This is a genomic window from Dyadobacter jiangsuensis (assembly GCF_003014695.1).
Taxonomy (GTDB): domain Bacteria; phylum Bacteroidota; class Bacteroidia; order Cytophagales; family Spirosomataceae; genus Dyadobacter; species Dyadobacter jiangsuensis.
Genome location: NZ_PYAS01000003.1, coordinates 245,194 through 267,586, shown reverse-complemented (window position 1 = coordinate 267,586; position 22,393 = coordinate 245,194). Strand labels below are relative to the sequence as shown.

The 22,393-nt window shown below is 53.6% G+C and carries 15 protein-coding genes; 12 read left to right on the top strand and 3 right to left on the bottom strand.

The features are described from left to right. The first annotated feature begins 5 nt into the window (after positions 1-5). Both CLV60_RS07150 and CLV60_RS07145 read left to right on the top strand, forming a co-directional pair. On the top strand, positions 6-749 hold the full coding sequence (locus CLV60_RS07150) for a porin family protein (RefSeq protein ID WP_106594688.1): 744 nt from the start codon (positions 6-8) through the stop codon (positions 747-749). Between the two features lie 17 nt (positions 750-766). Further along, complete coding sequence (locus tag CLV60_RS07145) at positions 767-2,629, top strand: M61 family metallopeptidase (RefSeq protein WP_106594687.1); 1,863 nt, start codon at positions 767-769, stop codon at positions 2,627-2,629. A gap of 35 nt (positions 2,630-2,664) precedes the next feature. Here CLV60_RS07145 and rph read toward each other — a convergent pair whose 3' ends face one another. The 3 genes from rph to CLV60_RS07130 all read right to left on the bottom strand — a co-directional run bounded on the left by rph (position 2,665) and on the right by CLV60_RS07130 (position 8,266). Next, entirely contained in the window at positions 2,665-5,262 is a 2,598-nt protein-coding gene (gene rph, locus CLV60_RS07140; RefSeq protein ID WP_106594686.1) for a rifamycin-inactivating phosphotransferase, read from the bottom strand. Position 5,263: 1 nt separating this feature from the next. Continuing rightward, a complete protein-coding gene (locus CLV60_RS07135; protein WP_106594685.1) occupies positions 5,264-5,722 on the bottom strand; it encodes a MarR family winged helix-turn-helix transcriptional regulator in 459 nt (152 codons plus the stop codon). A gap of 135 nt (positions 5,723-5,857) precedes the next feature. Continuing rightward, positions 5,858-8,266 (bottom strand): ABC transporter permease, encoded by a 2,409-nt coding sequence (locus CLV60_RS07130; RefSeq protein WP_106594684.1) that lies wholly within the window; start codon positions 8,264-8,266, stop codon positions 5,858-5,860. 440 nt (positions 8,267-8,706) lie between these two features. On the opposite strand from CLV60_RS07130, the gene CLV60_RS07125 reads away from it, so the two are divergent. From CLV60_RS07125 to CLV60_RS07085, 10 genes are all read left to right on the top strand, one after another. After that, complete coding sequence (locus CLV60_RS07125) at positions 8,707-9,384, top strand: RNA polymerase sigma-70 factor (protein ID WP_106594683.1); 678 nt, start codon at positions 8,707-8,709, stop codon at positions 9,382-9,384. Between the two features lie 45 nt (positions 9,385-9,429). Next, entirely contained in the window at positions 9,430-10,473 is a 1,044-nt protein-coding gene (locus CLV60_RS07120; protein WP_106594682.1) for a FecR family protein, read from the top strand. A gap of 20 nt (positions 10,474-10,493) precedes the next feature. Continuing rightward, a complete protein-coding gene (locus tag CLV60_RS34610; RefSeq protein ID WP_229210860.1) occupies positions 10,494-12,056 on the top strand; it encodes a carboxypeptidase-like regulatory domain-containing protein in 1,563 nt (520 codons plus the stop codon). Further along, the gene (locus CLV60_RS34605) at positions 12,053-13,870 is read left to right on the top strand and encodes a SusC/RagA family TonB-linked outer membrane protein (protein ID WP_229210859.1); all 1,818 of its coding nucleotides are present in this window, start codon (positions 12,053-12,055) and stop codon (positions 13,868-13,870) included. Before CLV60_RS34610 ends, CLV60_RS34605 begins: the two co-directional genes overlap by 4 nt. Positions 13,871-13,901: 31 nt before the next feature. Then, positions 13,902-15,515, top strand: a complete 1,614-nt coding sequence (locus CLV60_RS07110; protein ID WP_106594681.1) for a RagB/SusD family nutrient uptake outer membrane protein — start codon at positions 13,902-13,904, stop codon at positions 15,513-15,515. A 5-nt stretch (positions 15,516-15,520) separates the two neighbouring features. After that, positions 15,521-16,618, top strand: coding sequence for a glycoside hydrolase family protein (locus CLV60_RS07105; RefSeq protein ID WP_106594680.1), 1,098 nt, complete (start codon positions 15,521-15,523; stop codon positions 16,616-16,618). Between the two features lie 101 nt (positions 16,619-16,719). Further along, on the top strand, positions 16,720-18,726 hold the full coding sequence (locus CLV60_RS07100) for a beta-L-arabinofuranosidase domain-containing protein (protein ID WP_106594679.1): 2,007 nt from the start codon (positions 16,720-16,722) through the stop codon (positions 18,724-18,726). A gap of 27 nt (positions 18,727-18,753) precedes the next feature. Next, positions 18,754-20,727: a glycoside hydrolase family 127 protein gene (locus CLV60_RS07095; RefSeq protein ID WP_106594678.1), complete on the top strand. Its 1,974-nt coding sequence runs from the start codon at positions 18,754-18,756 to the stop codon at positions 20,725-20,727. A gap of 89 nt (positions 20,728-20,816) precedes the next feature. Next, positions 20,817-21,410 carry a Crp/Fnr family transcriptional regulator gene (locus CLV60_RS07090; RefSeq protein ID WP_106594677.1) on the top strand — a complete coding sequence of 198 codons (594 nt, stop codon included), beginning with the start codon at positions 20,817-20,819 and terminating at the stop codon, positions 21,408-21,410. A 112-nt stretch (positions 21,411-21,522) separates the two neighbouring features. After that, entirely contained in the window at positions 21,523-22,380 is an 858-nt protein-coding gene (locus CLV60_RS07085; RefSeq protein WP_106594676.1) for an SDR family oxidoreductase, read from the top strand. The last annotated feature ends 13 nt before the right edge of the window (positions 22,381-22,393 follow it).

Below are 22,393 nucleotides of genomic sequence, written 5' to 3'. Positions count from 1 at the left end.
ACCCGATGAAACGACTTCCCTTGTTGCTCCTTTTCCTGATTATTACACTCGAAGCCACCGCTCAGAACGGGAAAAAGATCTCGTTCAATGCCCGGGCCGGATTTTCGATCGGGGCAGTGACGCCGGTGCGTATTCCGGCTTCGATCCGGAAAATAGAGTCTTACAATCCAGGATTCCTGCCAAGTGTGGAAGCCGGGCTGGATTACCGGTTTTCCGAAAAGTTCGGGGTAGCCACTGCATTGCGTTTTGAACAAAAAGGCATGACGACCGACGCTCGTGTGAAAGCTTACTATACCACCTTCAACGAGGCCGGCAACGAGGGAGACCAGTCGGTAACAGGCTATTTTACGGGACGAGTCACTACGAAAATCAAAAACAGCTACATTACAGTGCCGCTGCATTTAACTTATCATCCCGACAACGATTTCACTTTCAAGGCAGGCGGATTTCTCTCCGTACTGCTCGACGCCCGCTTCTCAGGCGATGCACGTGACGGATACATTCGCCACCAGACGCCCGTAGGCGAGCGGGAGGACATCGATGCCGCCTCCTATGATTTTGCATGGAATGTTAGGCGTTTCAATGCCGGGGTGGAAATCGGTGCCGACTATCGTTTCAGCCGGCACTTTTTTGCTTCTGCGAACCTGAACTACGCATTGTCGCCGCTGATGGATCCGGAATTCCAGAGCATCGCTTTCGGCATGCATAATATTTACCTTAACCTCGGAATCGGATACCGGTTTCACTGAACGCTATTAAAACCCCTATGAAATCACATTTTTTGCCCGGGCTCCTGCTCACCGCCATTTTGTACTCCTGCGCAGGCAGCAAACCCGGCCCCGCTTCGGGCTCCAAAGCCGTGGAAGTTGGCATTGACCTCGTCCATGTCGATGCCGACCGCGTGCGTGTAACCGTAACGCCCCCCGCGCAAACCGGCGATGTGGCCACCTACAATTTCCCCAAGATCATCCCCGGCACCTACGCCATTGCCGACTACGGCCGGTATGTACAGGATATCCAGGCTTTCGATAAAAAGGGCAAAGCGCTGCGCGTCACCCGCACCGACTCGAACACCGTCACCATCTCGCCCGCAAAGAAACTCGCCCGCATTTCGTACCTGGTTGGCGATACATTCGACACGGAAGTTGAAAGTGATCCTTTTGGCGAAAACAATAAGACTATTTTTTCTCCCGCCGGGACCAACATCGAGGCCGGAAAGCACTTCCTGCTGAATATGGCAGGATTTGTGGGTTATTTTTCAGGACAAACCGAGACTCCTTACCGGATCACTGTTTCTCACCCCGAGACGCTTTACGGTACCACGGCGCTGGTAGACACCGACAATGATGCCCGCAAGGACGTATTCCAGATCCCCCGCTACCCGGATGTGATCGATAATCCCGTGATGTACGCCGCGCCGGATACCTTTTCTTTCAAAGTGGACGGCATGGAGGTGCTTTTGGGAATTTACTCGCAAAGCGGCAAAACGCACGCCTCGGCATTGAAGCCCGACCTTGAAAAGATGATGCGCGCGCAGAAAAAATTCATGGGAAAAATCAATGACACTCCCAAATATGCCGTGCTCACCTACGTATCGTCGGGTGCCGCCAACGACGCCAAAGGCATTGGTGCGCTGGAACACAATGCCTCTACGACGGCGGTTTTCCGGGAGCCGATGAAAAGCAAGGACCTGATCCACGTGATCAGCCATGAGTTCTTCCATACCATCGCGCCATTGAAGGTGCATTCGAAGGAAATCCATTATTTCGACTTCAATGCGCCCAAAATGAGCCAGCATTTGTGGTTTTATGAAGGCGTCACCGAGTATTTCTCGAACCTTTTTCAGGTCAACCAGGGGCTCATCGGCGCGGATGCCTTTTATGATCTTATGGCTAAAAAGGTGGAGCAATCCCAGTCGTATTCCGACAGCCTTTCGTTCACCGAAATGAGCCGCAATATCCTGGATCCCAAGCTAAAACCCCAATACCCTAATGTGTACGAAAAGGGCGCGCTCATTGCCATGTGCCTCGATATCGTGATCCGCGAGAAAACGCAGGGCCAGCGCGGCCTGCTGTGGCTCATGGGTGAGTTGTCTCAAAAATACGGCCCTCAAAAACCATTCGACGACGCCGAACTGATCCCGGTCATCACGCAGATAGCCGGCCCCGAAGCCGGTGCGTTTCTGGACAAACACGTGGTCATGGGCGAGCCGATCCGCTATGAAGATTTCGTCGGCAAAGTGGGCCTTAAAAAACAGACCATCCCCTTCCCGGAACCGATCGTTTTTCTGCGCAACGACGTCATTTACATTAAACCCGACGCCTCGCGTACCCACGTACTCGCACACGCGGCCGATAACCAGAACGAGTTTTACAAAAGCCTGGGAATACAGGATAACGACATATTCGTGGAGTTCAACGGAATATCTGTCGACCCTAAAAACCTGATGGCGCTCGTTTACCTCGGCTACGACCTCGACGAAGGCAGTCCGATTACCGTGAAGGTGAACCGGAACGGCCAGGATATCGAACTGAAAGGCACCGTGAAACTCAATTACAAAGACGGCGACGGCTTCCGGTTCGGCGACGACTCGAAAAAGGCGCTGAACGAGGCCTGGCTGAAAAATTAGGCATTCATTTGCGCATAGCCCGTGTGCACGTAACGTTACAGGAGCTCGATGTATCCTTCCGTTCCGTGCACACGTATTTTTTGCCGGTCGGCAATCAGCCTTGTTGCATTGTCTACACCCACCACGGCCGGCAGCCCATACTCTCGTGCGATCACAGCTCCATGGGTCATTAATCCACCCACTTCCGTCACCAATCCTTTAATAGCCACAAACAGCGGCGTCCAGCTCGGGTCTGTAAACGCGGTTACCAGAATATCGCCTGGTTCGAGGTCGGCCTCTTCCATTTTCAGTACTACACGCGCCCGCCCCTCGATCACACCCGCGGATACGCCCAAACCTGCAATAGCCCCTTCCGGCAGGTTTTCATGGCTGTGCTTCCCGGTTACGACTTCGCCATCGGAAGTCATCACCCGTGGCGGTGTGAGCTTTTCGAAATGCCCGTATGCTTCCTTGCGGCGGTCGATAACCTGGTAATCTATTGTCCGGGACAGGATTACCCCGCGTATTTCTTCAAATTCCAGGTAATAAATATCCTCCGTTTCCCGAAGCACACCGGCATCGACGAGCCGGGCAGCCTCTTCCATCAATGCCTTTTTATATACAAAATACCTGCTCACAATGGCATATTTGGGGTACTCGCGGTAGCCCGCCAGGCTGCGCATGAGCGCGATCATCTGCCTGGTCTCTTCTGCCTTTTGCTCGCCGTCCGGCAACTCCCGGAGGCGGTTCAATAGCTCCGCTTCTTTCCGGGCGGCTTCCTGCCGGCCCTGCTCAAATTTCCGTTTTCCTGCGCCGGGCTCCTGGTTTCGGATATTACTAAGGATCAAAGGAATAAGAATGGCTGGCTTTTCGGCCCAACGTGTCCTCGTGATATCGATCTCGCCCGCGCAACGCATGCCGTATCTGGCCAGAAATCCGTTAATAGCATCCGCCGCCTCCGCTCCGCCATGCAGTGCCCGCATCCCGTCCATGAGGTGATCGTCGTTCACATCCCGCAGGTAGCTTACGACCTCCGGATACGGTCGGATAACATCGGCGACATCCAGCAATGACAAACCCATTTCGGAAGTAACATTATGCGGTACCGACTGCGAAAGCGTGTCTGCCACGTTTTTTTCACCGAGCCATTCGCTCATTTTTTCATTCAGCCATTGGGCTGCATTCATCGCCGTCACAATCACGCCAAAACTCTGCGGGTCGGCCTGGGTCTTTCTTTGCTGGAAATCGTCAAGGATAAAATCGATCAGCTCAGTCCCCGATCGCGTGCGGATGTTTTCGGTTAATGCTGCTATCGACGCCTCGCTGCGGCCGATCAGTTCGTGCACAATGGAAGGATCGTAGCTATTGAGTGCAAAAAAATCATGCGGCGGCGGTCCCTGAGCAGAGCCGGCCGGTGATTCATCCATATTAATATCCAGGAAATCCCCGCGTTCCAGAATTTCCATCACCGCTTGCCGTACCAGCGGATCGGATTTACCCAGCACATCGAGCACTACTTTCCTGCCCATAGGCGTAGCCAGGTCCTGCGCGACGTCCACAAAAATCCTTCCACCGGCAACGGCCATTTTCCGGGGCGATGTCAGCAGCCATGTCGACAAACCCAACGGCCTCATCGCGTCGGTCATCATCTGTTGGTGGCCTACCGATACGTAAAGATGATTCTGCCCGTCGATCGCTTCCGGGACCGGGTACAACGTAGTAATCGGCCTGCTTTGAACGACATAAAATTTACCATTGGCCAGGCACCATTCAATATCCTGCGGAGACCCGAAATGCGATTCTATCTGCCTGCCCAGACGTTCGAGCCGCAAAATCTGTTCGTCAGTGAGCGTAGGAAGCTCCTGGTTTTCCGGTTCAATCTCCTGTGCGCGCGTGCCACCCGCCTGCGAGGCATAAATCGCCACTTTCTTGGCAGCCACCTTCCTCTCGATGATCTCTCCTCCACGTACTTTATAAATATCCGCATTCACGAGACCGGAAACCAGCGCTTCACCCAGCCCAAAACTGGCGTCGATCGAAACTACTTTCCGGTTGGAATTCAGCGGATCCGCCGTAAACAGAATGCCCGATACCTCCGGAAAAACCATCCGCTGAACCACCACCGCCAGGCTCACTTTCCGGTGATCAAAGCCGTTTTGAATGCGGTAAATGATGGCACGGTCCGTAAACAGCGATGCCCAGCATTTACTGACATGCTCCAAAATGGCTTTGTGCCCCAATACATTCAGGTACGTATCCTGCTGGCCGGCAAACGAAGCATGCGGCAAATCCTCCGCAGTCGCGCTCGACCGGACGGCATAGGCATGGCCCTCTCCAAGCTTCGTCACCTGCTTCATAATTTCTTCCCGAACCATCTCCGGCATATCGGTGGCCTCGATCGTCCCGCGTAACTCTCGCCCCAGCGCGGCGATTTCCTGGCTCCTCCCTACTTCCAGACCTGCCAGCCTTTCCAGCAAGCGCCCGATTTCCGCACCCGAGGTAACCTCTTTGAATGCATCCGTAGTAATGCAAAAGCCGCCTGGCACCTCAATGCCGCTTATCCGGGCAAGCTCGCCCAGGTTCGCTCCCTTCCCACCGGCCACAGCAATGTGTGTGCCGCCAATTTCCTGAAAACCCAGCGTGTAAATTCCCATTTTACGATTGTTTAGCATTGAGTTGCGTGGTCGTTTCGTTCATCACATCAATCGCCTTCAAAAAGTAGGCTTCAATTACCGCAAGCTCCTGCTCCGAAAAAGAAGCCATTACCTGCTCCGACTTGCTGCGAAACTCCTTGTAAAGCGGCTCGAACACCGCCATAATTTTCTCTGTGTTGGGCTCCACGATCACCTTCCGCCTATCCCCCCCGAACCGGCGCTTGACCAGGTCTTTTTGTTCAAACCGGTCGATCAACCCCGTCACGGCGCCGGTGGTGAGGCCCGTCAGCGTTGAGAGCTCCCCGGCGGTCATCTGCCCTTTCTGAATGATAAATCCCAGGTACTTGTGGTCGGTACCCGAAAGACCTGCCTTCCGGCCTATCGCTTCATGCATCTGGATGGAATCGAATGCGTATTGCTGGCTGAGTTTTCTCAACCGGTCGAGCGTTTCCTGGTTCATATTTATCTTTGTTTCTAAATATCTTAGTTGTAAAGATATTCTATTTAAATTGAATGTCAAGCTTTTGCCTCTTTATTCCAGCAAAAACAAAAAAATCCCCACGGCGCGAACCATGGGGAATCTTGAAATAGCTACTTATTCCGCCCGCAACGACACTACCGGGTTAATCAGCGCCGCCCTGATGCTCTGAAAGCTGATCGTACAAAGCGTAATGACCATTGCGCCGAGCCCCGTGGCCGCGAAAATCCACCACGAAGGTTCGATACGGTAGGTGTATTTTTCCAGCCAATGGCTTAGCAGGTAATAGGCCACGGGCGTGGCGAGGCCAAAAGCGATGGTGACAAGCATGATAAACTCGTTCGATAGCAGCTTCCAGACGTTGAAAACCGAAGCACCGAGTACTTTCCGGACGCCGATTTCGCGGGTGCGCTGCTCGGCAATGAAGGACGACAGGCCGAAAAGCCCGAGGCAGGAGATCAAAATGGCCAGGACGGCGAAGAAATAGGCCAGCTTGCCGACGCGCTCTTCGGCTGCGAATTTCAGTGCATAGTCGTCGTCCGCGAACTGGTATTCGAAAGGAGCGAGCGGGATCACCTTCTTAAATACGGATTCAACGCGGGGCAGCGCTTCGCTGACGCTCATATTGGGGTTAATCCGGATGTGCATCCAATTGGGGCCGCCATGCGCTTTGATCATGAAGATCGTGGGAGCGATTGGCTCGTAGGGCGATTCCATCACCACATCGCTGATCACGCCCAATATGCGGTAATGCATGACGGGCCGGTCCTGGAATTTCCAGCTTACCGGCTCACCGACAGGGTCTTTCAACCCCATATACTTCGCGGCCGCTTCGTTGATCACAATACCCGAAGAGTCGGAAGCCAGCGTTTCGGAAAAGTCCCTGCCTTGTACAAACTTCCATCCGACAGTGCGGCCATATTCGGAACTCACCATAAGTGTGCCGAAACTCTCGTCGGCAGCCGGGCTTTTTCCTCGCCATTCGAACCCGTCGTTGCCGGACCACACTTCGGTGACTTTGCCCATCGATTCGGCGATGTCCGTAACGGCACCGGTACTCCGCAGTTCGTTTTTAAGCAATTCGTGTTTGCCGTAAAAATCCCCCGATTTCATCTCTACCATCAGCAATCCTTCCCGCGTGTAGCCTGCGGGGCGGTTTTTCGCATACTGTATCTGGCGGAACACGATAATGGTGCCGATCACCAGCGTGACCGAAACGGTGAACTGCAACACCACCAGCACTTTACGCGGAACCGATGCAAAACGTCCGACACGAAAGGTCCCTTTCAATACCTTTACAGGCTGGAACGACGAGAGGTACAAAGCAGGGTAACCTCCCGCAAGCATGCCCGTGCAAACGATAAAACCCACGCTCACAGCCCAGAAACCGCCATTCGTCCAGGGAATGGACATTTGCTTCGCCGCCAGCTCGTTGAACCAGGGCAATGCCAGCGACACAACCCAGAGCGCCAAAAGAAATGCAAAAATGACCACGACAAATGATTCGCTGAAAAACTGGTTGACGAGCTGCGCTTTCAACGATCCGATGGATTTACGTATACCGACTTCCCTGGCCCGTTTTTCGGAACGTGCAGTGGAAAGGTTCATGAAATTGATGCAGGCAAGCAGAAGCACAAACGCACCGATAATGCTGATCAGCCACACCATTTGCATCGGCCCCTCGTCCGGCAAGCCGCGTTTATAATTGTGCAAATGCCAGTCGCGCATCGGCAGCAGGAATACCTCCGGCTTGTTTTTGGCCTGCTCGGGGAAGCCGCCGAGGTTTTTCATTTCCGCCGGTTTGATATCCGCCGCAACCTGTTCCGGATCGGCGTCGGGACGGAGCTCGACGTAAATTTTCATGAAGTGGTTCTGCCAGTCGGTCATGGCCCGCTCCCTGATCCAGGGATTGTCGGCCTCCCAAAGTGCGAATGGGGCCAGGAACTTCATTTGACTGAACTGCGTGTTTTGCGGAAGGTCTTCGTACACACCGGTCACCTTTACATCCAGCTTATTGCTGATTTTTAAGGCACGGTTCACCGGGTCGATATCGCCAAACAATGCGAGCGCGGTGGACTTCGAGAGCATTACCGAATGCGGATCGCGCAAGCCCGCGCGTGTGCCGTACACCATGCGTAGTGTGAGCATCTCCGGCGCGGCGGGGTCCATGAACACCCCCGAACGGGAAATCTTGCTTTCCCCAGCCGAAAGTACATAATCAACATCCCAGGAAGCCGCTATAATATGTTTAAAATGCTCTTTGTAATTGGTTTTCAGCTCGGTCATGAGCGGATATTGCACCGACGAATTGATCCCTACCCCATGTTCGCCGAACTCCCGCGAGCGCACCTGCGCAATGCGCGCGTAGTTGTCGTGATAGGTATTGAATGAAAGCTCGTCGTAAACCCAAAGCCCGATAAGCATGGCCACCGCCATACCGGCAGCCAGCCCGCCGATATTAATGAAAGAATACACCCGGTTCCTCGCCAACTGGCGAAGCGCGATTTTCAGATAGTTACGTAACATAGTCCGAAGCAGTTTAGGGAAGTAAATGGTCAGGAATAGTCAGGTGTGGTCAGGAAATAGTCAAGTGTGGTCAGGTGTAGTCAGGAATAGTCAAGTGTGGTCAGGTGTAGTCAGGTGTGGTCAGGAAATAGTCAGGTATATTGGTGCTAGTCAAAAACCAGGCCGAAATTCAAAAACCTGTCCAGTCAGCCCCTGAGAACATTTTCCAATTTTCCTAAACCAAAAATCTGTCCAAATTCGGACACCACGCGTACGCGCATGGACTATGCGAACACTCATTCCCGACCACCCCTGACAACACCTGACAACACACAACACAGACTCCCCTCCCTCGCTCCGCAACACCCGTAGAGTCCCAAAAAAAATAAAAATTTCACAAAACGAACGAGGGTAGCGCCGGGGCAAAATACTCTTATCAATAACCTACTTACATGATTTGTATGAACCAGAAGTATTCCGTAGAAAATAAGACTGGTGCGAGCGAGCCGACGGAACCTGCATCCGATTTTCCGGGTATGAGAAAGCAGCCGGCGGAGTTTGTCGATTCGGAATTGTTTATCAAACAGGCATTTATCACCGATCCGGGCCGGGGTTACGAGCTGCTTTTCAAACGCTATTACAAGCAGCTGTGCAGCCATGCCGTGCGGTTTGTGTACGCTCGCGATGTCGCCGAGGATATTGTGGTGGAGGTATTCAGCCAGTTCTGGTCAAAACAGCTGCACACGGCAGTAACTACTTCCTACCGGTCCTACCTGTTCACAACGGTGCGGCATGCGGCGTTTCATCATATGCGTAAAAATTTCGGAAAGGAAACGGTCACCGAAGAGCTGGCCGACCTTCCGCTCGCTACACCGGCCAGTTCGCCCCAGCAGGAATTGCAATTCCAGGAGCTGGTATTGAAAATCGAGCAGGTGATCCGGTCGTTGTCGCCGCAGAACCAGAAGGTGTTCCTGATGAGCCGCTTTGAAGGCAAACGCAACACGACCATCGCCGAAGAACTTGGGATTTCAGTCAAAACCGTCGAGGGGCACATTACCAAAGGGCTGTCGATCCTGAGCAAAGCATTGCAGGACCACGGGTTGCTCTCACTGATCCAGATTTTACTCCTATTCGTCTGACGGCCTAACGCCTTCGGATATATGTCATACTGAATTTAACGAAGCATGAAGAAATCACTTCTCTCCAAACAGGTCATCCAGAACTTCTTCGAAGGGAAAACCACCCGGATGCAGAACATTCTGATCGAAGAATGGCTGGAAAATCCCGCCCACCGCGAGCTGTATTTTCAGTGGCTGGATGAATGGGAAACCGAAAACCCGCAGTTCACACCGGATGTTGAACAGGCTTATCGACGTTCATTGCATACCGTTCAAGGCAAAGCAGACCTTCCGAGGCTGGACAATGCCCCTGCCGATACGTTGGGCAGGACTAGTCGGAGCCTGTCAAATGGGCGCCTGTTTGCATTTAAATGGGTTGCCGCGGCTTCCGTTGCGCTCCTTATGGGCGCCTACCTGCTGTCCGATTTCTGGTTTTACAAACAATATGAAACCGGCTACGGCGAGATCCGAACGGTAGTCCTGCCCGATAGCAGCCGCGTCACCCTGAATGCCAATTCCGTACTCAGCGTCCCGCGTTTCGGGTTCGGTGGCGGCATGCGTGAGGTGAAGCTGAAAGGGGAAGCAGAATTTGCGGTGAAGCACACGGTCGACCACATCAAATTCATCGTCCGCACACCCGATAAGCTGGAAGTCAAAGTATTAGGAACGGAATTCATCGTATACAGCCGCGAACGGGGTTCCAAAGTAGTACTAAGCCAGGGAAGCGTACAGCTGCGTTCGCTGAAAGAGGTGAATCCCAAACCAATGCTGATGAAACCCGGGGACGTAGCCACGATGTCGATGCAAGGCACCCTCACCCTCAAACACAGCGAGAGCCTCTCGGCGCACCAGGCCTGGAAACAGCGCCTGTTCATGTTTGAGAATACGCCCGTTTCGGAAATCGCCTACCAGATCAGCGAGCATTTCGGCGTAAACGTGGTGGTGGCCGATTCCACATTGGCCCGGCGAACCATCGGCGGGACGTTCAATGCAAGCGATCCCGCCAATGTGCTGAAAGTCCTTTCCGATGTCCTCAATGCACGCGTAACCCACTCGCCTCCCGGCGACGACCGGGTCGAGACCTTCGTACTCGATACGAACCATTTGTAATTCCTTAATCATCCATAATCATGACGAAACTATTACACGTTAAAGTTCTGGTAACCTTAATGGTGGGATGCCTGTTGGATGGCGCCCCGATTAAAGCCCAGCTCATGGCACAAAACCGCCCACCCAAAAGCAGCTCGGCACCCGCGATCATCCCCGGCAGCCGGATAGCGCTGCGGGACGCGCTGATGCAGGTTAAAAGACAATACAAAGTCGATATCCTTTTTGAAGAAAAGCTGCTGGAAGGACTCTTCGTATCGCCGGCACAGGTGCAGGCCGGGCAGACGATCGAGAACAAGCTGAACAATATCCTGCCGTCGGGCCTGCGGTATAAGAAGGTCAGCAAACAAACTTACCTCATCCTGACAACCGTCGAAGAAAGCAAGCCGGGCGCACAGCAAATAGAACCGATAGCCCCGGAGGAAACCCCGCCAGCCACGCAGCAAACATTCACGATGGCGCTCCAAGGCAATCATTCATTATTGGAAATGGCCCGTAGAGCTGCCGACAGAACCGTATCCGGCGTCGTGAAAGGTGACGGCGGCGAGCTGCTCCCGGGTGTGAGCGTGCTCATCAAAGGTACCACGCGCGGAAGCACCACGGGGGTGGATGGCAAATACAGCATTGCCGTCAGCGACGATCCCAAGGCTGAAATCACGCTCGTTTTTTCCTATGTCGGTTACCAAAATCAGGAAGTAGCCGTCGGCAATCGCTCCACCATTGACATTTCCCTAGCGCCCGATCTGAAAAGTCTCGAAGAAGTGGTGGTAGTAGGTTATGGCACCCAAAAACGCGAGCAGATTACCAGCGCCGTTGCGAGTGTTAAATCCGAGGATTTTGTAAAAGGCCCGGTGCAGGATGCCGCCCAGCTCATTCGCGGGAAGGTGGCCGGATTGAGCGTCATCACGCCCAGCGGCGACCCAACCGCCATCGCGCAAATCACATTGCGGGGTAATGCCACCATCAATGCAAGCTCCGACCCGCTTATCCTCATCGACGGCGTGCCGGGGGGCCTGAACACCGTGGCACCAGAGGACATTGAATCCATCGACGTGCTGAAAGACGGCTCGGCTGCCGCCATCTACGGCACACGCGGGACCAACGGGGTAATCCTCATTACGACCCGGAAGGTTAAAGGAGAAACCCCTCCGACTTTGGAAGTGAACTCCTACTTCACCACGCAAAGGCTGACCCGCAAGCTCGATTTCATGGATGTGAACCAGTACCGCGCCCTGGCCGCCCAGGGTAAGCCCGGCGCGATCGACTATGGCCAGAGTACCGACTGGCTGAGCCAGGTTACCCAGAAGCCATTATCACAGGTACATAATATCAGCCTTCGCGGCGGCTCCCGCACCACCAATTACATCGTGAGTATGGAGTACCGCCGGCTGAACGGCATCATGAAGAAATCGGACAACACCACGGTGTTCCCGCGCATCGAGGTCAACCATTCGATGTTCAACGGATTGCTGAAAATCAATGCGAACCTGAGCGGTTACCAGCAGAAATACTTCTCCGTCGATGGCGGCTCGTATTCCGGCCTCGTCTACCGCAATGCGCTCACATTCAACCCACCGAGCCATTGAAGGATGCCAACGGCAAATGGACGGAGCGCACCGACAAAACGGATTACATGAACCCCGTCGCGCTGATCGAAGAAACGAACGGGCTGAACCGCAACAACAACCTCCGCACGTACGGCACCATTTCGCTCGCACCCGTGGAAGGGCTGGAAATCAAGGCGTTGTTTGCCCGGGATATGTTCAACAGCACGCGGGGGTATTATGAAACCAAAAACCACTATTCCACCAGCCGCAATGGCCGGAACGGATTCGCTTCTCGCGGAACCACGCGCACACAGGACGATTTGTTCGAATTCACTGCGAACTATAATAAATCCATTCAGGACCACAATTTCGTGATCCTGGCCGGCCATACCTGGCGGCGCTACAATACGGAAGAATACTGGATGCAGAACTGGGATTTCCCGACAGATAACTTTTCCTACAACAACATCGGCGCGGGTCTGGCGCTCCGCCGCGGACAGGCTCCGGAGTCGTCGGCACAGTCGGAGAACAAACTCATCAGCTACTTTTTCCGGGTGAATTACAGTTTTATGAATAAATACCTGCTCACCGCGAGCATCCGTCATGAAGGCTCCTCGCGCTTCGGGGCTAACCACAAATGGGGAAGTTTCCCGGCGTTCTCGGTAGGCTGGAATCTGAAAAGAGAGGCATTTCTGGAAAATGCCAACACCGTTTCGAATCTTAAACTCCGGGCAGGTTATGGGGTAACCGGTACCGAGCCAGGCAGCTCTTACATTTCTTTGAATAAAATCAATTTCAATACCAATGTACTCATCAACGGCCAGTGGGTACAGGCTATTAACCCGTCCAACAACGCCAACCCCGACCTCCGCTGGGAGCGCAAGGAAGAGGTGAACGTGGGTATCGACTACGGATTCCTGAATGAGCGGATTTCCGGTTCGATAGACCTCTACCGCCGCACGACCCGCGACCTGATCGCCAACTTCCCGGTGCCTACCCCGCCCTATTTGTACAGCACCATCACAGCCAATGCGGCTTCCATGGAAAACAAGGGAGTGGAAATCCAGGTGAATGCAATCCCGCTCCAAACCGCGGCATTCCGCTGGACCACGTCGGTCAATTTCTCGACCAACGCCAACAAAATCATCTCATTATCGGACGACAAGTTTGCATTAGCCAGCGGGTATTTCGATACCGGCAATACCGGTGAGCCCATCCAGCAAACCACGCACCGCGTGCAGGTTGGCCAGCCATTGGGTAACTTCTGGGGTTTCAAAACCATCGACATCGATGAAGCCGGCCACTGGATCATAGAAGGCAAAAACGGCGAGCCCAAACCCATTGCCCAGCAGCAGGCCGACGACAAGCAGATCATCGGAAATGGGCTACCGAAACGCTATTTGAATTGGAATAACACATTGACCTACAAAAACTTTGACCTGAACATTACCATGCGAGGCGCATTCGGTTTCCAGATTTTGAATATGACCGAGATGTTCTGGAGTGCGCCGGTGATGCTCACCCGCGGTAATCTCCGCTCCAACGCCTATGATCCTATTTACGGCAAACGTCCCCTCGCCGACGACCAGTCGCTGAATTACGTGAGCTACTACATCGAAAACGGCAATTACTGGAAGATCGATAACATTACGGCAGGCTATAATCTCCGGTTGAAAAACAAATACCTACGCCACGCCCGCGCTTACCTCGCAGTGGCCAATCTCTACACGATCACCGGCTACAAGGGGATCGATCCGGAAGTGGGTATCAGCGGGATGTCGCCCGGCATCGACGACAAAAACCGCTATCCCGCCACGACCAGCTTCACCGCGGGCGTCATGCTTACATTCTAGTTTTTACTTCATTCCCAAAAGACTATTTACAATGAAACCATTGAAACCATATATCGGGACCGCGCTCTTGCTCATGTTCGCTGCGAGCGGCTGCAACAACGACCTGACCGAAAAAATCTACTCCGAGGTAACGGAGGATACCTACAACTACTCCAATGCCTACCAGGCCATGAGCATCGGGTACGCCAATATGCGGAACCTCATTTCGCACACGCACTGGTACATGGCGCAGGAATCGACTGCCGATGGCATTGTGATGCCTGCCAATGCTTCGGGCTGGGATGATGGCGGGATTTACAAGCGCATGCACCTGCACACGTGGAATTCGGAAAATCCGCAGATCAGCAGCATGTGGAACACCTTCTATTCGGGGGTGATCAATGCCAACCGCCTTATCGACCAGCTATCGAATGACAAAATCACCATTCCGGCAGGTGTTACCAAGGAGGCTTTGATATCCGAAATGCGGACGGTACGGGCGTTTTTTTACTGGCTTATCTGCGACAATTTCGGCGATGCCCCGCTCATCACCGACCGCTCGGACGCGCTGCTCGAAAAGACCGGCAGAAAAGATATTTACCAATTCATTGTCAAGGAATTAACCGAATCAATCCCCAACCTCAGCGAAGACCGGAACACGCTGCTATATGCGCGGTTCAATAAATGGGCGGCTAAAACACTGCTCGCGAACGTGTACCTCAATGCGGGCGTGTACGCAGGCGAAACCAAGTGGGAGGAATGCCTTGCGCAATGCAACGACGTGATCGCTTCGGGTAAATATCAGTTAGAAACGGCCCTCGCCGCGCCTTTTGTTACCGAAAACCAAAATTCGCCCGAGATCGTGTTTGCAATCCCGTTTGAAGAAAACCTGGCCGGCGGGTTCAGCGCCCATATGTTTTCGTGGCATGCTTCGCTCAAAAACAAGGTCAATATGCTGGCAACACCCTGGGGAGCAGGTTCGGCGAAAGGCGTGCCGCAGTTTATCAATACCTACGACGCCGACGACCAGCGCCTGAAATCGACCTGGATGATCGGCCCGCAGTTTGCCGCGGATGGCGTTACGCCCTTGAAAGGCTCGTACGATCAGGCCGGCAAGAATGTGGTGCTCACCAACGAACTGCCCGACGGCCTGTATACCGGCGAGGCAGAAGGTTACAGGATGAATAAATTTGAAGTAAAAACGCAGGCGCAGGGAAGCCTGGGGAACGATTTCCCGGTGTTCCGCTACGCGCAGGTGCTGATGATGAAAGCGGAATGCCTCCTCCGCACGGGTAAGGCCAACGACGCGGCCATGCTGGTATCGCAGGTGCGTGCACGGGCATTCGCAGCCAAACCCGCCAAAGCGACGGTTACCGGTGCCGACCTTCAAAAAGGCAGCGGTTACCAATATGGCTATGTTGAAAATTACAAAGTAGTGGACCCGGGCAATGCGACCGCCGTGCAATACGGCAGGATGCTCGATGAACTCGGCTGGGAATTTGCATGGGAAGGCTTTCGCCGTCGCGACATGATCCGCTTCGGGGTTTACACCACCAAAAGCTGGCTGTCGCACAAGCCCACCGGCGCTTTCAGGGCCGTGTTCCCGATCCCGCAGATCGCCATCAACTCCAACCCGAAATTGACACAGAACCCGGATTATAAATAGCGGATATGAAAAAAGTGCTGATTGGATGTGTATTGTTTTTGACAGCGGGCTTTGGTTGGGTCGGCGGAGCGGTTGCCCAGTCGGGCGATAGCCACTCCGGCGACGGAACCAAAGTCTCGCAAGATGTAATGCAGCATGTTTTTGAGGAAGTAAAAACCCCTTTCAAATACGGCGTGGTGGTGCCGCAGCCCGATAAGGGGCGAATGGTCGACAGCCCGACGGTGTTCCGGAAAGGTGGCATCTGGTACATGACCTACATTATTTTTGATGGAAAAGGGTATGAAACCTGGCTTTCCAAAAGCGATAACCTGCTGCAATGGACTTCACTGGGCAAGATCATGTCGTTCACCGAAAATACCTGGGATGCCACACAAAAAGCAGGTTATGTGGCGCTGATCGACACCGAATGGGGCGGCAGCTATGAACCCGAAAAGTTCGGAGACAACTACTGGCTCTCCTACCTCGGTGGTTCTGAAAAAGGGTACGAGGCGGGCCGGCTCGGCATCGGCATCGCTACCACACCCGACCTCGCCCAGGCACGAGAATTGAATCGGCTCCCGCAGCCCGTACTGTCTGCAATAGATAAGGACGCCCGCTGGTACGACGACAAAACGATTTACAAAAGCCTCGTCATCCGCGACAAAGCCCGCAAAACCGGCCATCCGTTTGTGATGTATTACAATGCCAAAGGTGAAAAGGGCGACGTGAAAGGCAATGGTTTCGAAAGCATCGCCATGGCCGTCTCCGACGATATGAAGCAATGGAAACGTGTCGGCGACAAGCCGCTGATCACGCGCAACACCGGCATTTGCGGTGATGCCCAAATCGCGAAAATCGGGGATATGTACGTGATGTTCTACTTCGGGGCATTCTGGAAACCGGGCGCATTCGAACGCTTCGCATGCTCCTACGACCTGCAAAACTGGACCGACTGGACCGGCCCGGACCTCATCTCCCCGACCGAACCCTACGACAAAACCTACGCCCACAAACCCTGGGTCGTCAAATGGAACGGCGTGGTGTACCATTTTTATAATGCAGTGGGAGATCAGGGCCGCGTCATCGCATTAGCCACGTCCAGGGATGTGAAATCAAAACCGTGACAAATTGGTAAAATGTGACCATGGGCCATGGACCGCTGACCGCCGATTTCTTGATTCGACATCCCTGACAACACCTGACAATACCCAACTAAAACCGACCAATGAAAAAACTCCTATTCTCCCTTTTAGTCACATCTTGCTTGCAAGCCAATGCGCAAAAGGGAGCCACTTACACCCCTGCCAAAGCCCCGCTGAGATCAAACCCATACAGCGAGCTGCCTTTGGGCGCTATTAAGCCGCAAGGTTGGCTCAGGGAAATGCTCGTTCGCCAGAAAAACGGCTCTACCGGCAAGCTCGACGAGCTTTACCCCCTCGTAATGGGCAAACGCAATGGCTGGCTGGGCGGCGATGGCGACCAGTGGGAACGCGGCCCTTACTGGATAGACGGCCTGCTCCCGCTCGCCTACATCCTCGACGACAAAGAGCTCATTGCCAAAACCAAACCCTGGGTGGAATGGGCGATTGCCAGCCAGCAGCCCGACGGCTATTTCGGTCCATCCAAAGATTACGGCCACGAACCCGGCGTGCAGCGGGATAATAGCCGCGACTGGTGGCCCAAGATGGTGGTATTGAAAATTTTGAAACAATACTACTCCGCCACCGGCGACCAGCGGGTCGTTACCTTGATGACCAATTATTTCAAGTATCAACTCAAAGAACTCCCCGCAAAACCGCTGGATAACTGGACATTCTGGGCGAGATACCGCGGCGCTGACAACCTGGCCGTCGTGTACTGGCTCTATAACGTTACCGGCGACAAGTTTCTGCTCGACCTCGGCAACCTGATCCATTTACAGACTTTCGATTACACCAATGCTTTCCTGAATACCGATCTGCTTTCGACGCGCGGCAGTATCCACTGTGTGAATCTGGCGCAGGGCATCAAGGCACCGCTGATCTATTTCCAGCACCATCCCGAGCAGAAATACCTGGACGCGACCAAAAAGGGCTTCGCCGACCTCCGCAAGTTCAATGGCCTGGCGCACGGGCTGTATGGCGGCGACGAGGCATTGCATGGGAACGACCCTACCCAGGGCTCGGAACTTTGTTCGGCAGTGGAAATGATGTTCTCCCTGGAAAGCATTCTCGAAATCACCGGTGATGTAGGCTATGCCGATATGCTCGAAAAAGTGGCGTTCAACGCATTGCCGACGCAGGCTTCCGACGATTTTATGACCCGCCAGTATTTCCAGCAGGCCAACCAGGTGATGATGACCCGTCACCACCGGAATTTCGACGTAAACCACGGCGGCACCGACGTATGTATGGGATTGCTCACCGGCTACCCGTGCTGCACCTCCAATATGCACCAGGGCTGGCCGAAATTTGTACAGAACTTATGGTACGCCACGGCCGACAAAGGCATTGCGGCACTCACCTACTCGGCCAGCGAAGCGAACATCAAGCTGCCCGGCGGGATTAGCGTGGCGGTGAAAGAGGAGACCTCGTACCCTTTTGAAGAAACCATTAAATTCACCGTAAATCCTTCCGTCAAGGCGGTGTTTCCCTTCCATATGCGCATTCCGGCGTGGTGCAAAAAGGCGGCCATCCAAGTAAATGGCAAGCTATGGCTCGAACCGGACGGCAACCAGATCGTGAAACTTACACGCGAATGGGAAAAAGGCGATGTGGTAGAACTGACATTGCCGATGCATATCTTCAAAAATACCTGGGTTGAAAACTCCATTTCCGTCGAGCGCGGCCCGCTTACCTATGCTTTGAAAGTAGGAGAAACCTCCAAACTGGTGAAAAATGAGAAAGACCCGATTGATTACGGTACCAGCTATACGGAAGTGCGGCCAACCACACCCTGGAACTATGGATTGATCCTCACGCCCGACAGCAAACTGGAAGAGCAATACAAATGGGAAGTGGCGAAACCGGTTTCGAATTATCCCTGGAACCCCGAGAATGCCCCGTTGCAGATCAAAACAAAGGCCCGGCGCATTCCGTCGTGGGGATTGTACAATGAAATGGCGGGGCCGATTCCGTACAGTATGACGTATCAGCTCGAAACGGAAGACAAGGAAGAAGACATTGTGCTGATCCCGTACGGTTGTACCAATCTCCGGATTTCGCAGTTTCCGGTGATCCATAAGAAAAAGTAGGATTTTTGACTAAAACGAATTTTGAAAATGCATTCAGCTATTAAACTATATGTCAGCGCAGCGCTTGTCTGGTGTTTTCAGGCCGTGCCGGGCACTGCCCAGGCCCAGCAGCGCATTCAACCTGTGAAGTTCTCGGAGGTCAGCATTACCGATCAGTTCTGGAAACCCAAGCAGGAAAAAGTGGCTACGGCCACATTGAATGCCTGTATCATACAGACCGAAGAAAAATCGGGCCGCATCCGCAACTTTGAAAAGGTTGCCCGCAAGCAGAGTGAAAAGCACGAGGGTATTTACTACGACGACAGCGATGTGTACAAGGCCATCGAAGCCATAGCCTATTCGCTCAAAAACCGCCCCGACGCCGCACTGGAACGAAAGGCGGATGAATGGATCGACAAGATCGCCGCCGCCCAGCTTCCGGACGGTTACCTAAACACCTACTACACATTAACCGACCTCAAACAGCGCTGGACCGACATGGAACGCCACGAGGACTACTGCGCGGGCCATTTGATGGAGGCGGCGGTAGCCTATTACAACACCACCGGCAAACGCAAACTGCTCGACGTCGCCATCCGCTTCGCCGACCACATCGATTCCACGTTTCGTGTTGCCAACCGGCCGTGGGTATCGGGCCACCAGGAAATTGAACTGGCGCTGATGAAGTTGTATCACCTCACGAAGGAAGATCGCTATCTGAAACTCGCCGACTGGTTCCTCGACCAGCGCGGCCACGGTTATGGAAAAGGCAAGATCTGGGACGAATGGAAAGACCCCAAATACTGCCAGGACGACGTGCCCGTGAAGCAGCAGAAGGAAATCACCGGCCACGCCGTGCGCGCAATGTACCAGTACACGGGCGCGGCCGACGTTGCGTCCGTCACGCAGGACCCGGGCTATATGAACGCCATGACCGCTGTGTGGGAGGATGTCGTTTACCGCAATATGTACCTCACCGGCGGTATAGGCTCTTCGGGCCATAATGAAGGCTTCACCGACGATTACGACCTCCCCAACGGCGCCGCATACAGCGAAACCTGCGCCTCTGTGGGAATGGTGTTCTGGAACCAGCGCATGAACGCGCTTACCGGCGACGCCAAGTACATCGACGTCCTCGAACGCAGCCTGTACAATGGCGCACTGGACGGCCTCAGCCTGAACGGCGATACTTTCTTTTACGGAAACCCGCTTTCTTCGACGGGCAACAACGCCCGCAGCGCCTGGTTCGGAACGGCGTGCTGCCCTTCCAACATCGCGAGACTGGTAGCATCCGTCGGGGACTATATTTATGGTAAATCGGATGGGAAGATCTGGGTGAACCTGTTTGTCGGCAGCAACACCAGTTTTCAAATAGGTAAAATCGCCGTTCCCCTGAAAATGGATACCAATTATCCCTGGGACGGCAATGTAAAAATCAAGGTTTCGCCCGCGCAGAAGGTGAAGTACGCATTGAATATCCGCATTCCGGGCTGGGCGGCTGAAACGGCTGTTCCCGGCGGATTATACAACTTCGCGGGAGCCGGTAAGACCAAAGTCGAGATACTATTGAATGGCAAACCTGTCCCGTATCAAACCGACAAGGGTTACGCGGTGATCGATCGTACCTGGCAGAATGGCGATGAAATTGAAGTGAAGCTGCCTATGGAAGTACGGCAAATCAAGGCACGTAAAGAGGTAAAAGCGGATGCGGACCGCATTGCCCTCCAACGCGGCCCGATCGTGTATTGCGTGGAAGGTGCCGACAACGCGGGCGAAGTATGGAACCTGCTCGTTCCCGAAAATCCTTCATTCAATACCCAAAAGAGCCAGATACTAAACGAATCCGTCGTATCCATCCAGGCCAGCCTGCAAATGATTAAACCCACGCCCGACGGCCTGAATGTGAAGCCTGAGCCGCAGACCGTCACCGCCATTCCCTATTACACCTGGGCCAACCGCGGCCGCGGGCCGATGCAGGTATGGCTGCCGGTGAAGATGAAGCATATCCGGATTGCGGAGTAATTTCATTGCAGTTTGTCATGGCGGAGTGAACCTTCACTCCGTCATTTTTTTTATATGCGTATGTACCAGCCCGATTGATCAAACCGCATATGAGCCCAGGCACGGCAATAGACAAATTCATTCAATACCTTACCGATAAAATACCCCTTTCGGCCGAGGAAACGACCCAGATCAGGCAAGTATCCATCCAGAAGAAAATCCGTAAACGGCAACTGCTGTTACAGGAAGGCGATGTATGGAGATACAATGCATTCGTCGGTCACGGCTTTTTAAGGACTTATTCCATTGATAACAAAGGCAACGAGCATATTCTGAACTTTTCTCCCGAAAACTACTGGTCGGGCGACAGGGAAAGCCTGATGACCGGGAACCCTTCCAGGTTCAATATCGAGGCGATCGAGGACACGGATGTCGTTTTGATCACCAAAGAAAACTTCGACCTGCTTTGCCGCAACATTCCGCAACTGAACGATCTCGTCAACGCGATTTTGCATAAGAGCTTCGTCGTGTCACAGGACCGCATTCACGCGGGCATCAGCCTTTCCGCCGAAGAAAAGTACGAGAAATTTCTCAGCCAATACCCGCAGATAGCCAGCCGTGTACCGCAGCATATGATCGCCTCCTACATTGGTATCACCCCCGAAACACTCACGCGCATCAGGCGTAACAATGCCGGCAAATAGCCGTTTTTCGCATTTCCATTGACATTTGATTGTTATTTTTTCCAATAAATGTCAATGGAGACCGGCCCTTCCGGAGTGCAACTTTGCATCGTCAACTTTAACATTTACGACGATGAACAAGACCGTTTTTATTACCGGAACCAGTACCGGTTTTGGTAAACTCACAGCAATCACATTGGCCAACGCAGGCCTTACCGTCATAGCAGGCATGCGCAACACCGCAGATAAAAACCGCGCGGTGGCCGAAGAATTGGGCGCTATTCCCAACATTGAAGTAGTGGAAATAGACCTGACCGACGACGCGTCTGTCAACAAGGCCTTTGAACAAGTGCTGGCACGCCATGGCAAGATCGACGTCCTGGTGAACAATGCGGCGGTAAGCGGCTTCGGAGTGTTCGAATCATACACCGTGGACCGGATCCGTGAGATGTTCGAAATCAATTTTTATGGCGTGGTCAGGACATACCAGGCCGTGCTCCCTGCCATGCGTGCAGCTAAAAGCGGGCTGATCATCAACATTACCTCCGGCGCCAGCGGCCATACGCTGCCGTTCATGGTACCCTACCTGGCGTCCAAATTCGGCGTGGAGAGCATTACCGAAGGCTTGCAGGATGAGTTGAAGCAATTCGGAATCGACAACGTGTCGATACAGCCGGGCGTGTACCCAACCGAAATGAATACCGGCGCCAAAGCGGGCATTCACGGGAACAAACCCGAAATCGCGCAGCAATATGACCCGCTGGCAACCGAGCAATTCAATGCATTAGGCCAGGGACTCTTCGGCAAAATGGCGGCCTTCGACATGAACCCGCAAACCATTGCCGACGGCGTGCTGAAACTAATCCAGATGCCGGCAGGCCAACGGCCGCTGCGTTTCCCGCTCGACGCCATCGCACAGGGAACCGATGTGGAGTTCATCGAAGCCCGGGCGAATATCAAGGCTAAATGGGTGGCGGCTTATATGGCGTAATAGCGTAGCTGGT

Bases quoted from the DNA above. Each gene is read 5' to 3' on its own strand.
- CLV60_RS07150 (WP_106594688.1), top strand. From the start codon at position 6: ATGAAACGACTTCCCTTGTTGCTCCTTTTCCTGATTATTACACTCGAA.
- CLV60_RS07145 (WP_106594687.1), top strand. From the start codon at position 767: ATGAAATCACATTTTTTGCCCGGGCTCCTGCTCACCGCCATTTTGTAC.
- rph (WP_106594686.1), bottom strand. From the start codon at position 5,262: ATGGGAATTTACACGCTGGGTTTTCAGGAAATTGGCGGCACACACATT.
- CLV60_RS07135 (WP_106594685.1), bottom strand. From the start codon at position 5,722: ATGAACCAGGAAACGCTCGACCGGTTGAGAAAACTCAGCCAGCAATAC.
- CLV60_RS07130 (WP_106594684.1), bottom strand. From the start codon at position 8,266: ATGTTACGTAACTATCTGAAAATCGCGCTTCGCCAGTTGGCGAGGAAC.
- CLV60_RS07125 (WP_106594683.1), top strand. From the start codon at position 8,707: ATGAACCAGAAGTATTCCGTAGAAAATAAGACTGGTGCGAGCGAGCCG.
- CLV60_RS07120 (WP_106594682.1), top strand. From the start codon at position 9,430: ATGAAGAAATCACTTCTCTCCAAACAGGTCATCCAGAACTTCTTCGAA.
- CLV60_RS34610 (WP_229210860.1), top strand. From the start codon at position 10,494: ATGACGAAACTATTACACGTTAAAGTTCTGGTAACCTTAATGGTGGGA.
- CLV60_RS07110 (WP_106594681.1), top strand. From the start codon at position 13,902: ATGAAACCATTGAAACCATATATCGGGACCGCGCTCTTGCTCATGTTC.
- CLV60_RS07105 (WP_106594680.1), top strand. From the start codon at position 15,521: ATGAAAAAAGTGCTGATTGGATGTGTATTGTTTTTGACAGCGGGCTTT.
- CLV60_RS07100 (WP_106594679.1), top strand. From the start codon at position 16,720: ATGAAAAAACTCCTATTCTCCCTTTTAGTCACATCTTGCTTGCAAGCC.
- CLV60_RS07095 (WP_106594678.1), top strand. From the start codon at position 18,754: ATGCATTCAGCTATTAAACTATATGTCAGCGCAGCGCTTGTCTGGTGT.
- CLV60_RS07090 (WP_106594677.1), top strand. From the start codon at position 20,817: ATGAGCCCAGGCACGGCAATAGACAAATTCATTCAATACCTTACCGAT.
- CLV60_RS07085 (WP_106594676.1), top strand. From the start codon at position 21,523: ATGAACAAGACCGTTTTTATTACCGGAACCAGTACCGGTTTTGGTAAA.